Genomic DNA, 12,958 nt, shown 5'->3' with positions numbered 1-12,958 from the left:
CAGGGCAGTTTTCGGCAAGCGTGCCAATGATGAACAGTGAGCTACTTCGCAAAATGGAATGGAAAAACCGGAAATTTTGTGATGGGAATCGCATTCAGTGAAACCTCATCAAACGAAAAGCGAGATATTGCCGAATTTGCGCACTCTTCATCGGGGCGCATGGATTCAATCGGGAAGAAGCCGTCGATCAGGAAATATTCCGAATAGTTGAACGGGTTTACCGATCGCCACGGAGGCAGACGGGTCGAACCAGGAGCCGGGTTCAAATCGCTGTCGATTCGATTTGTCGAGAGCTTGGTCGCCAAAGGGAGCAGGGCATCATGATTGCAGATAGCGCAGGCGCGTTACTTCCACAAGATCTCATATCGCTGGCCGGCGTACTCAAGGTCTGTGACATGGAGACCGTGGTGCTCGGTGCCCATCTCAAACGAGCCGCCATCGATTCTGAAATAGTGGGCGACTCGGTGTTCTGCCAAATCGAAACGGATTTCTCTTTCCGCGGCCGTTTCACCATGCCAACCGAATGGTGTCTGCTCGGCTGCCTGCACGACGCGAACAACGCCAGCGGATGCAACGGTACGCCGATACATTCGGGTACTGCATTTACCGTATTTCCGGGCGGTGTCAGCGAGTTTGTGTTCGGTGCCGACAGCAGGGCCATCCTGATGCTGGTACCTCTCCAACGACTCCGGAAGAAATTTGCCCAACTCGTACATCCTGATCTGGAAATTCCTGCCCGCCTTCTGGCCATGTTCAACCTTGCCGGTTCACAGCTGGGTACTACGCTGTTGGCCAATTTCGAAAAGGTGCAGAACCATCTCTTCCATCAGTCGCGCGACTACGCTCCTGTTTCTCTGATCGAAAGCGAGCTTGAGACCCTGTTGGAGAATCACCTGCTTGCCGGCCTCAGTGCACAGGCCGATGATCGGCCGCACTGCTCGCGGGGACGACGTGCCCACTATCAGATCGTGCAGCGCGCCGAACAGTACATGCGCGACAACATGCGTCGGGTGATTTATCTCGACGAGCTATGCAAGGCGGCTGGTGTCAGCGAACGTGCGCTCCGCTATGCGTTCGACGACCTGCTCGGGCTTTCGCCCAACCGTTATCTCTCCATGCTGCGCTTGTGCACGGCATTTAAAGCCTTGGCCGTCGCCGATGCCAGCCGGCGTTCGGTGAAGTCGGTCGCACTCAGCTGCGGACTTTGGGACCTCTCGCGTTTTGCCGACCACTATCGCCATACGTTTGGCGAACTGCCGCGCGACACCTTGATGCGTGCGCCGCCAGCTGAGATAAGCACGCCACCCGCCGCGCGCGAATTGGCTTACAGCTGAAGCGTACTCGCGATATTCGAAAGAGCGATGCTCATCTGCCAGGTTTTGCGGGCAACGCCTGGTCGTGTCGCTTGGCGGCCAGGGCAAATCTTGACCGGCTCGATTGACCTTCAACAAATAACGCACTTTTCCACGTGTCTTGCCGAATCGGCATATAAGCGGGTTCGGCTTCGCGCTTCGATACAAGCAGAGTCAACGCAACAGATGTCGAAGAATCAGCAGCGCGCAAATGCTGTTTCGGTTGCGTAGATGCTATGCGCCATCTAGCATGAATCACGTATTGGGGGCAGCTATGAATCGTATCTATCGTCTGGTGTGGTGCCGTTCGCGCCGGGTTTTGGTCGTAGCGTCGGAACTGGCATCCTCTCACCACGGCGGCGGCTCCAGTGGCGCAGGCAAGGTCGATCGACGCGCGCTTGGTGCCACGCGCAAGCTGTTACTGGTTGCCCTCATGGCCGCAGGCGGCCTGCTCTTTGCATCGGGCGCGGCGGCTCAGTCCACCCGTGATGCGAAGCTGGATGACCTGCAGTCGCTGATCGCTAAATACGACACGAGTCGTGCCAGCGCGGCGCCGGTCCAGACGGCGGTCATGAACACGTCTGATGTCGCCAGCAATGCGGCAAATAAAGTTGAAGCGTCGTCACTTGCGCCAACGGCAAGCGCACGCCCCAAACCGGCGCGACGTGAATTAGCAACCGCACAAGGGCCTTCCGCCTCGACGGAAAAGCTGACTGCTTCGTCCACGATGGCGCCGCCTGCGGCGTTCGCCAAAACGACGGCTTACAACGCGCCCGACGTCACTCCACAGAGTGTGCGCCAGACGGCGGTTACAAGCACGTCGGCCGATCCAAACCAAACCGATCGGGCTTCCATCGTGATTGCCGATACGGCTGACCGAAAGCTCGATCAGTCCACTGGCGGTCAACTTGCGCAGCAGTCGAGCACCGCAAAGATCAGCTCGGGCTCAGCGCCCGTCGACAGTGCGCCGGCGATGGCAAATCCATCACAGCCGTTGGAAAGCACGGTGAGTGCGCAGGACAGCGTCGCTCTGGTCGAGTCCAAGCCGGTGTCAAACCCAGAGCCTGCCGCAGCTGCCGTTGCAATGCCCCTAATATCCCCATCCGTGCCCTCGATGCCGGCGGCATCAACGGCATCAACGGCATCGACGCCAATCCCCAAGGCGCCGCTGGTTACGGCGATCGCAGCAGACGCGGTGGACAAATCAAGTCCCGTAGCATCCATACCCGCGCTTTCATCGGCACCACTAACCGATGCCGCCACGCTTCCACAGAAGGCACCGGTCACGGCGACCGCCGCCGCGGATGCCGCAGATAAGGCAAGCACAGTGGCGACGTCGGCTTCTCTCACGGGAAGTTCGGCGGCGGCCGCACTGGCACCCACCTCCGTCGCAAAGACCGAAGCGGGTCCAGGCGTTGGCACCCATCCCGCTACGGCGAGCGGTTCGTCCGGCGCCGTCGCTTTCGCGAGCGAAAGCGCTGACCGTCGCCTAAAACATCCCACGTATGCGGCGGCTACAGCTTCGCTCGATGCGAAATCCAGCGATGTGACCGATGACGCTGACGCTGCACAGAGCGTTGCCTCCACCACGGGCGCCGGCGTGTCTCCGCTTTCCTTCACTCCGCTGAATGCAATCGCAGCGCCGACGACGACCGCGCTGCTCCCCACGCTGGACACGAACGCCGCGTTATCGGGATCGATTACTGCAGCTGTGCCGATTTTCCCAACGCCCAGCAGCTCACCTACGGGACTGATCGTCGGCAACGGCGGGGTGGTGGGCACAGCAACGCAGTTGCTGGGACCTTCGACCAACAGCCTTTTTGCCGGCGGCAACGGCTACGTCACCAACGGCTCCCTGCAGGTCAGCAATGCCAACTTCAGCCAGGGCTATTCCGTCGTCAATGTGCTGGGCATCCCAACGCTCACCCTGGATCCGGTCGGCACGCTGCTGACCTCAACCTCCGGCGCCTTGGTCGGTGGTACAGGCGTGAACTCGCATCTCACCCTGCTCGGCGGGGTAAGCTCCAGTAGCTACATCTACAACATCAACAACGGTACCCAGAGTGGAGTGCTAGGCCTGCTGTTGCCCAGCCAGGCGCCAGCCTTCGCGTCGACCTGTCTCAATGCTCTTGTGGTCACCGTCGCCTGTTACGGTATCAATGCGGCGCAGGACTACCAGGTGCTCGTTGGTGACGGCGCCACCGCCAACGGTTCGAAGGAAGTGGTGATCGGCACCAACGCCAGTCACACGCTTCCACCGGTCAACGCCGATACGGCCTTTCCGGGCAGCGGCGTTAACGATCCGACCAATCCAACGGGCGTGCCGACAGCGGATTACGAGGCACGCCTAGGCCACTCCGTGGTGATCGGCGATAGTGCGTCGGGTACGGCAAACGCACAGGTCATCCTCGGCGCTGAGGCAACGGCAAACGCAGCGAACAGCGTCGCACTGGGTTATCAATCCGCGGCCAATCGTGGGGCTGTGAGCAACTACACCGCCTTCGGCTTGACGGCTCTGCAGCAATCGGCCGGCGAGGTGTCCATCGGATCGCCGGGTCAGGAGCGCCAGATCACCAATGTGGCGGCAGGCAGTTCCGCCACGGACGCCGTCAACGTTGCACAGCTCGAGGGCGTGGCTGCCGATGCAAGCAATTCCGTGCAGTATGACAATGCCGGCAAAACCAGCATCACGCTGGCGGGTACGCCGAGTACGGACGGCGGCCTCACCAACGGAACCACGGTAACCAATCTGCACCAGGGCGCTCTGAGCGCGACCAGCACCGATGCAGTAAACGGCGCCCAGCTCTACGCGACTAACAACACCGTCAGCAACATCTACAACACCACCAGCAAATTTTTCCAGGCCAACAGCACCGGTATCGGCAGCAGCGCGCTTGGCGTGGATTCCATCGCCGCCGGCCCAGGCGCCATAGCGACAGGCAACACGTCCGTTGCTTTGGGTAGCGGCGCGGCGACGGGCAACGACAACGCCATCGCCATCGGCACCGGCGCCAATGCCAGCTTTGCCAACAGTATCGCGTTGGGTAGTGGCTCGGTCACTACGGTCGGCGCGCAAACCGGCTACACCGCGTACGCGCTGACCGCGCCGCAGACTTCCAGTGGCGAAATCAATGTAGGCAATCGGCAAATCACCGGTGTTGCTCCCGGCAGCGCCGCCACGGATGCCGTCAATGTGGAACAGCTGCAGGGTGTTGCCGCGGATTCGGTGCAATACGATGGCGCCAGCAAAGGCAGCATCACGCTCGGCGGGCCGGTCAGCACCGATGGCGGCGTGACAGGCGGTACCAGGATTACCAATGTGCAGCAGGGGGCGCTAAGCGCGACCAGCACCGATGCGGTGAATGGCGCCCAGCTCTACGCGACCAACAATACCGTCAGCAACATCTACAACACCACCAGCAAATTTTTCCAGGCCAACAGCACCGGTGCTGGGAGCGATGCAGCGGGTACCGATGCCATTGCGGCAGGTCCTGGTGCCGTCGCCTCGGGCAATGCGTCGATTGCTCTGGGTAGCGGCGCAGTCACCGGTTCGGGCAACGACAACGCCATCGCCATTGGCACAGGCGCCAACGCCAGCTTTGCCAACAGCATTGCGCTGGGCAGTGGATCAGTGACTACGGTTGGAGCCCAGGCCAACTACAACGCGTTTGGACTGGCGGCACCGCAGACGTCGTCCGGTGAGCTCAATATCGGAAATCGCAAAATCACGGGAGTCGCGCCAGGCGAGCTAGGCACCGACGCCGTGAACGTTGAACAGCTTCAGGGCGTGGCGACCACCGCCGCCAACTCGGTGCAGTACGACGACCCCACGAAGACGAGTATCACTCTCGCCGGTCCCGTCAGCACAGACGGAGGAGTGACCGGCGGCACCAGAATCACCAACGTGCAGCAGGGCGCGCTGAGCGCCACCAGCACCGATGCGGTGAACGGCGCCCAGCTCTACGCGACAAACAATACCGTCAGCAATATTTACAATACGACCAGCAAATTCTTCCAGGCCAACAGTACCGGCACCGGCAGTGATGCGGCTGGGACCGATGCGATTGCGGCAGGTCCAGGCGCCGTGGCCACGGGCGATGGGTCGATTGCCGTAGGTAGTGGCTCGGTGACCGGCGCGGGTAACGACAATGCCATCGCCATCGGCACCGGAGCCAACGCCAGCTTTGCCAACAGCATCGCCCTGGGTGCGGGGTCAGCGACCACCGTCGGTGCACTCACGGGCTACACCGCCTACGGGCTGACCGCACCGCAAAATTCCGCGGGCGAGCTCAATATAGGCAATCGTCAGATCACGGGACTGGCGCCGGGCAAAGCCAACTCCGATGCAGTGAACGTTGCCCAATTGGCAGGCGTTTCGGCCGATGCCGCCAACTCGGTGCAGTACGACAACGCGGCAAGAACCAGCGTGACGTTGGCGGGAATTGTCAGCACCGACGGCGGCCTCACCAACGGCACCACCCTGACCAACCTTCACCAGGGCGTATTGAGTTCTACGAGTACAGACGCCGTCAACGGCTCGCAACTGTGGCACTGGACGCAGGACACGGCGAATCAGTACAGCAATTACAGCCTCTATAACGACCTCACCAATAATGCCGGCAGCAAATATTACGCAGTGCAATCGACCTTGCCTGGATCGGTAGCGACAGGATTGAACGCGGCCGCGGCTGGCCCGAATGCCAACGCCGCGGGTACGGACAGCTTCGCCATGGGGAACGGAGCAACGGCGCAGGGCGATTATTCGCTGGCTGTCAGCGACAACACACTGGCGACCGGAGCCAACAGCATTGCCGTGGGAAGCGGGGCAACCGCCAGCTTTGCCAACAGCATTGCCCTGGGTGCCGGGTCGGCGACCATTGTCGGCGCGCAGATCAATTACGTTGCGTACGGTCTGACAGCTCCGCAAACATCGGCGGGCGAATTGAATATAGGCAATCGCCAGATTACCGGCGTGGCAGCAGGCTCCGCTCCGAATGACGCGGTAAACCTGGCTCAGCTCGAAGCAGTGACTTCGGGTGGAGGCGGAGGTGCGAGTAACTTAGCCGTGCTCTATGACGCGGACGCGTCCGGGAATCCTACCAATACGATCACCCTCACAGGCAACGGCAGCGGGGCGCCAGTCACGGTCACCAATGTTGCTGCGGGAGCGGAGACCGCATCCAGTACGGATGCCGTTAATGGCTCGCAGCTGTGGCACTGGACGCAAGACGGCAGCAACATGTACAGCAATTACAGCCTGTACAACGACATCACCAGTCTGAATCAGGGTGGCGGTGGCAACAGCAAATATGTGCAGGTGAATTCCACACTTGGCGGTGCGGTGGCGGGCGGGTCGAATAGCGTGGCGATTGGCCCGGTTGCCAGCGCGGGTGGCACAAACAGTGTGGCAGTGGGCAATGGAGCATCGGCGGCCGCCGACAATTCCGTCGCGCTTGGCGCCGGATCGGTTGCCAATCGCGACAACACCGTGTCGGTTGGCAGCCCCGGTAGTGAACGTCAGATCACCAATGTGGCTGCGGGCACGTCCGATACGGACGCCGCAAACGTGGGTCAGGTGAACTCGGGCGTTCAGCAGGCCGAGAACTGGGCGAGCAGCTACACCGATCAGAAGTTCGGGGCGCTCAGCAGCCAGATTCAGCAGATAGGCAATCGCGCCAACGCAGGTGTAGCTTCAGCGATGGCGATGGCGGGATTGCCGCAGGCGTATGAGCCGGGCAAGAGCATGGCAGCGGTTGCTGCAGGTACCTTCCGCAGCGAATCCAGCCTCGCTGTCGGTGTTTCAACAATCTCCGAGGGCGGACGCTGGGTCTACAAGTTGACGGGTTCCGTTGACACCCGCGGAGACGGCGGCGTAGCGATCGGCGCCGGCATGCAGTGGTAGGGCGCGGCACAGCAGCGAGCTAACTCTTTTCGATTCGGATTGGAGGTGCGCCATGTCACTGTTTCAACGGGGTAGATGCACCGCTCTGTCGTTCGTTTTTACGGGGATGCTGACGATCGCCGGATGCAGCACGGCCTCAACGCATCCGGGTGCCGACCGCAATGCTGCCGACGTGGTTTTTCCGGATCCGGCCAAATCGACGAGGCCGGAAGGCGCGTTCGTGAATCTGGAGAACCTCAGGAAAGTTCAGCCCGGCATGACCAAGGACCAGCTCTATGACTTGCTCGGAACACCTCATTTCAATGAGGGCGTGGTCGGGGTAAAAAAGTGGAACTATATTTTCGATTTCCGCAAAGTCGGTGGAGCGGCTGATGATTTTTCCCGCTGCCAGTATCAGGTGGTTTTCGACAAGGACCATCGAGCGCAGGCGGTCTACTGGAAGCCTGAAGACTGCAAATCCGAGCTCGACATGCCGGCTCAAGCCGTCGCGGCCAACGTGCCTGAGCCACGGCCTTTGCCGCAAGAGCCGATCCGCTTGTCGGGTGATGCTCTGTTTGCTTTCAATCGCTCGGATTTGACCGAGGTCGGCCGGCAGGATCTGGCGCAGTTTCTGCGGATGATCCAGCAGGCGAGCCAGGTCGAGAATGTATCCATCGTTGGCTACAGCGATCGCATCGGCAACGATCAATACAATTTGGCACTGTCCAGGCGTCGCGCCGAGTCAGTTCAGCGCTACCTGGCAGCGGGTGGCGTACCGGAAGCCGCCATGCGAAGTGAGGGACGTGGAAACGCGGACGCTGTAGTCCAGTGCACCGACATCAACCGCGAGGCTCTGATCAAGTGCCTCGCTCCCAATCGCCGTGTCGAAATATCGGGAATAGCGCGCCGGTGATCGGTGGGTGGCGCGGCTCAAGCGGCCAGATGGCAGTAAAAGTCGACGGGCAAGCTTGTGTGGGGATGGCGCGCTTGCGGGTCTCGCCCGGCAAAGGGTTGCCTGGCGTATCTCGCGTTGCGCTGTTTAATGTGACTCTACTTTCGGGCGCCCGTTCTGCGCGCCCGGATTCCACTTTTGAGGCATGCCGACCCGTTATCGAATATCCAGCAGGTCCACGTTCGCGCTGATTGACGCTACGCGATTGGCGTCAGTAGCGGATAATGAGATATTGCGCACAGAACTGCGCAATTTTCTTCGATCGGACCCTGATGAAACTCCTTCGAGTGCTGGAACACGCCCCCCGTAAAGTGCTGCCGTTTGTTTTGGTCACGCTGCTACCGATGCTCTGTTTCGGAGCCCCGCAGAAGCAATCCGCGTCGACACGCGATGTGACGCAGCCCGTCGTTGCTGCATCGTCGTCCTCGAATCCGGCACTCGCGCGAACATCGGTTCTCTTGCCTGATGTGCCGCGGGCCAACGCCGGCGGGGCCAACAGTGTGGCCATCGGCGTCGGGTCCGCGGCGACGGCGACCAATGCTGTCGCTGTTGGCGATGGCGCGTCGGCCATGGCCGACGGTTCCGTGGCGTTGGGGGCCAATTCGACAGCCAGTCGCGACAATGCCGTTTCTGTCGGCAGCGTCGGCGACGAACGGCAGATCACCAACGTGGCCGCCGGCGTCATCAGTACCGATGCGGCGAACGTGGGCCAATTGAATGCCGGTGTCCAACAGTCAGAAAACTGGGCGAAAAGTTACGCTGACCAGCGTGCTGTGGCGGTCGGCAGCCAGGTCCAGCGGATAGGCAATCAGGCGAACGCTGGCGTGGCCGGAGCCATGGCCATGGCAGGACTGCCGCAGGCTTACCTGCCGGGCAAGACGATGGCCGCGGCTTCGGCCGGCACGTTCCGCAATCAGTCCGGCGTTGCCGTGGGCGTTTCGACCATTTCTGAAAGCGGACGCTGGGTTTACAAGGCAACAGGTTCCTCCGATAGTCGTGGCGACGATGGCCTGACGATTGGCGCAGGAGTGCAATGGTGAGATATTCATCGCCGGAAGCATAATTTTTACCGACTGGAATTCAGGGGACATCATGCAACGGTTCAAAGCACACCCTTGGGTGGTTCTGCCAGTCGCCTGCACGTGGCTGTTGCTGACCACCGGGTGCAGTATGTTGAGCCGGCATGCGCCACCCGCAAGCCAGTCGGCGGACGAAGTTGCGTTCCCGGATCCGGCCAAGTCCACGCTGCCCGAAGGTGCCTACGTCAGTCCGGAGAACCTGCGGCAGGTCACGTCCGGCATGACCAAGAATCAGCTGTACAAACTGCTGGGTGCGCCGCATTTCGACGAAGGCGTGTTTGGCGTAAAGCAGTGGAACTACATCCTCAACTTTCGACGTGACGATGGTGAGGCCGATTTCTCGCGCTGTCAGTATCAGATCGACTTCGATGGCAAGCATCGAGTCCAGGCAACGCACTGGAAACCGGAGTCCTGCCGGCTGATCGTGGACAAACCGAAGCCGGTTGAGGCTCCCGCCCCGCAGGTGGCCTCTGCAGTGCCCGCGCCGATGCCGACGCTGCCCACGGAGCCCATCCGTTTATCGGCCGATGCGTTGTTTGCATTCAACAGCGCCGATCTGACGGAAGAAGGTCGAGAGAGCCTCGGTCAGTTCATGCAAGAGGTGCTGGTCGCCAGCCAGCTGCAGGATATTCTGGTGGTTGGTTACACCGACCGTATCGGCAGCCACAAAGCCAACCTGCGGCTGTCCAAGCAGCGCGCGGAATCGGTGCAGGGCTACCTGATCCAGGGCGGCGTTCCAGCAAACGCCATCCACAGCGAAGGACGAGGTGAGGCAAGTCCGGTAGTGCAGTGCTCAGACAAAAACCGCACGGCGTTGATCGCCTGTCTCTCGCCGAATCGGCGCGTAGAACTCTCCGGCAGCACGCGTCAGAAATAATCCACCAAAAGATGTCAAAGCGTCGCTGCCGAAACACATGGCGCGGCGTGTTTTCAGCGCAATGACGTTGCGCAAAACGTGATGTTGCAGGTTCTGCCGATGCGCCGCCGGACGCAGTTCGTGCGCAGACCTCACGCAACGGAAAAGGCCACCCGCTAGGATGGCCTAAGTCATTGTTCTACATGGTGGCCGGGGACGGAATCGAACCGCCGACACGGGGATTTTCAATCCCCTGCTCTACCAACTGAGCTACCCGGCCGAAGATGCACAACCGCGCGGGTTGTTCGTTCCATGTAGAGCCGCGCATTAAACCGAATACTCGGGTTTTCGTCAAGGCTCATTATCGGGATCGACGTAACCGGTGGGTTTGGCGACCTCGCCGCCGAAGAGAAACTTTTCCATTTCCTCGCCGAGATACTTGCGCGTCTTCGGGTCGAGTGGATTGAGCCGGTACTCGTTGATCAGCATGGTCTGGTGGCTGAGCCACTGCTGCCAGGCGGGTTTGGATATCTGCGCGTAAATGCGCTGACCGAGCGGTCCGGGCCACGGCGCGAAGTCCAGGCCCTCGGCATCGATGTCGAGTTTGCTGCAGTGGATGGTACGACTCATCGTTTTCCTTTGTTGTGGGGGCCAAAGGCGCAGCAGCCGCAGCGTCGGCTTGAGCGGGCCAGTGCTCAGACTACTTCATTGATCTTCAGCAGCAGCTCGCGGACGGGTGCAGGAAGGCCAAGTGTGGTCAGTTCGCTGGCACTGCACCAGCGCTGCTGCGAGTCGTCGGCCACGCAGCGGTGCGCTGCGGCTTCATCAAACAGCAAGGGTTCGATAGTCAGGCGATAGTGGCTGAACACGTGGACAAATGAGGCCAGGGCTTGCGCGTCGTCAATGCGCGCGAATTTCTGCGCTACGGACCACGCGCTGTCCGCATCGGCCGCCTCCGGCAGGCTCCACAGCCCAGGCCATACGCCAACCGGGCCGCGCCGTTCGAGCAGCACGCGTCGCTGCGCGTCTCTGAGAATCAGCATGACGGTGGCGCGTGTGGGAAGGGTCTTCCCGGCCTTTCGGCTGGGCAGCTGCGTGGTGAGGTTGTCGCGATAGGCGATGCAGTCGCTGTGCAGCGGACACGCCTCGCACGCCGGCCTCGAACGTACGCAGACCGTGGCGCCCAGATCCATGATCGCCTGCGTGTAGTCGGCCACGCGCTCTGCCGGCGTGTGACTGTCTGCGTGCTGCCACAGCTGTTTCTCCACAGCGCTTTGGCTGGGCTGGCCGTGGATGCCGTGGTAGCGAGTCAGCACGCGTTTGACGTTGCCGTCGAGTATCGGGAAACGCAGGCCGTACGCTTGCGCGAGGATGGCCCCGGCGGTGGATCGGCCGATGCCGGGCAGCGCCGCAAGTGCCTCGTATTCGCGCGGCATTTCGCCATTGTGCCGTTCGACGCAAAGTTGCGCCGCGCGATGCAGGAAGCGCGCGCGACGGTAGTAGCCCAGACCGGACCAGAGGGCGAGCACCGTGTCTTCATCGGCGCAAGCGAGGTCGCGCAGTGTGGGCAAAGCGCCAACGAAGCGCTCGAAGTAGCCGATGACCGTGCTTACCTGGGTTTGCTGCAGCATCACTTCCGACAGCCACACGCGATAGGCGTTGCGCGGATGCTGCCACGGCAGATCCTTGCGGCCGTGCTGGTCGAACCAGCGCAGCAGGCGTTGTGCGAAGGGTGAGGTCATGGGTTTTTCTTGACGGCCGGTTTTGTGGGACCAGTCTTGGCAGCCGTTGCCGTGCTGGCCGCCGCCGGCGTGGTGTCTCCGGTATCGAGCGTGAGTCCATCGACGCTGATGCCGGCAGCCTCGAATCTGGACATTTCCAGATGTCCATTTGCAGGCGGAACCGTCAGCGGAAGCGCCTGCGCACCGGCGAGCTGACGCCACCAGCCGGCAAGCGCCAGCGGCGGGAGGCGCAGATCCGCGTGGTTGCCCGGGCCATCCAGTTTCAGGGCAAGCAGCAGGGGATTGGTCTGATCGGCGGGATTGAGCTTTACAGAGATGACGTATTGCCCGGTATCGAGGCGATCAAGCGTGCCAGTCAGCTCGGCGGCCGCATCGGCGGCACCATGCCAGCGCGCCGTGCCTTTCAGCGCCAGAGCCAGCGAGCTGCCCTGCGCGAGATGCAGCGAGATATGGTCGAGCTGCAGCGAGTTTTCCTGGATGCGTGGCGTCGCCAGCAGGCGAAGCTGCAGCGGCAGCCCAGAAGCCGTCGTTGCCGACAGGTTGAGCGGAAAAGGCCGGCCCGAAATCAGGCTTCCGGCGTCCAGCGAGACGTTGCCCAGCAGCAGCTCGTCGCCGCGGACGATGCTGCCGCGGATGACGCTTATGCCGGTATCGATCCGCGGGATATTGGTTGGGGCACCTTGCGGCTGGGCTGGCAGCTCAGCCAGCCAGGCCTGCAGTGCTTCAAGATCGACGCGGGGCGCGTCGATCTGAAGCTGCGAGATAACGGTTGGACCGCCCAGCAAGGTGCGCCACGGCAGGGCGAGCTGCCCGCGCGCCGCCAGCAGGATCGGCACGCTCGCGTCCTGCGCATTGATAGTGATGCCGCTGAGATCCAGCGCCGGCCGCGGGAACAGCGTGGGGCTGGCCGGGCTGGCGAGATTCAGCTCCAGCCCGGCGGCGCGCGCCTGGGCCTGCAGCATCGCAGTGAAGCGCTCGGGGCGCAGCAGCAGATAGACGGCCACGACAGCCGTAAGCGCCACCGTCAGCGCCACGCCGCCCAGCACCAGCAAGGTCAGCCGCCAGCGGCGCCGCATCGATCAACCGCGCCGTGGCA

8 protein-coding genes and 1 tRNA gene are annotated in these 12,958 nt (G+C 61.8%); 5 read left to right on the top strand and 4 right to left on the bottom strand.

Annotation, left to right across the window (positions count from 1 at the left end; translation table 11 throughout):
• Window positions 1-320: 320 nt before the first annotated feature.
• From ACDK93_RS15020 to ACDK93_RS15000, 5 genes are all read left to right on the top strand, one after another.
• On the top strand, window positions 321-1,334 hold the full coding sequence (locus ACDK93_RS15020) for a helix-turn-helix domain-containing protein (RefSeq protein WP_458069666.1): 1,014 nt from the start codon (window positions 321-323) through the stop codon (window positions 1,332-1,334).
• A 292-nt stretch (window positions 1,335-1,626) separates the two neighbouring features.
• Window positions 1,627-7,254, top strand: a complete 5,628-nt coding sequence (locus tag ACDK93_RS15015; RefSeq protein WP_458069665.1) for a YadA-like family protein — start codon at window positions 1,627-1,629, stop codon at window positions 7,252-7,254.
• Between the two features lie 52 nt (window positions 7,255-7,306).
• Window positions 7,307-8,146, top strand: coding sequence for an outer membrane protein assembly factor BamE domain-containing protein (bamE, locus tag ACDK93_RS15010; protein WP_458069663.1), 840 nt, complete (start codon window positions 7,307-7,309; stop codon window positions 8,144-8,146).
• A 311-nt stretch (window positions 8,147-8,457) separates the two neighbouring features.
• Window positions 8,458-9,225: a YadA family autotransporter adhesin gene (locus tag ACDK93_RS15005; protein WP_458069661.1), complete on the top strand. Its 768-nt coding sequence runs from the start codon at window positions 8,458-8,460 to the stop codon at window positions 9,223-9,225.
• On the top strand, window positions 9,203-10,141 hold the full coding sequence (locus ACDK93_RS15000; RefSeq protein WP_458069660.1) for an OmpA family protein: 939 nt from the start codon (window positions 9,203-9,205) through the stop codon (window positions 10,139-10,141). The genes ACDK93_RS15005 and ACDK93_RS15000 overlap by 23 nt, the downstream gene beginning before the upstream one ends.
• Before the next feature lie 183 nt (window positions 10,142-10,324).
• On the opposite strand, the gene ACDK93_RS14995 is transcribed toward ACDK93_RS15000, so the two are convergent.
• The 4 genes from ACDK93_RS14995 to ACDK93_RS14980 form a co-directional block, all read right to left on the bottom strand.
• A tRNA-Phe gene (locus ACDK93_RS14995) sits at window positions 10,325-10,400 on the bottom strand.
• Between the two features lie 71 nt (window positions 10,401-10,471).
• Window positions 10,472-10,750 carry an oxidative damage protection protein gene (locus ACDK93_RS14990; protein WP_458069659.1) on the bottom strand — a complete coding sequence of 93 codons (279 nt, stop codon included), beginning with the start codon at window positions 10,748-10,750 and terminating at the stop codon, window positions 10,472-10,474.
• Window positions 10,751-10,815: 65 nt separating this feature from the next.
• The gene (mutY, locus tag ACDK93_RS14985) at window positions 10,816-11,862 is read right to left on the bottom strand and encodes an A/G-specific adenine glycosylase (RefSeq protein ID WP_458069658.1); all 1,047 of its coding nucleotides are present in this window, start codon (window positions 11,860-11,862) and stop codon (window positions 10,816-10,818) included.
• Window positions 11,859-12,938 (bottom strand): AsmA family protein, encoded by a 1,080-nt coding sequence (locus ACDK93_RS14980; protein WP_458069657.1) that lies wholly within the window; start codon window positions 12,936-12,938, stop codon window positions 11,859-11,861. The genes mutY and ACDK93_RS14980 overlap by 4 nt, the downstream gene beginning before the upstream one ends.
• Window positions 12,939-12,958: the final 20 nt, after the last annotated feature.

Source organism: Rhodanobacter sp. BL-MT-08 (genome assembly GCF_054161255.1).
This window is presented reverse-complemented; position numbering and strand designations above follow the sequence as displayed.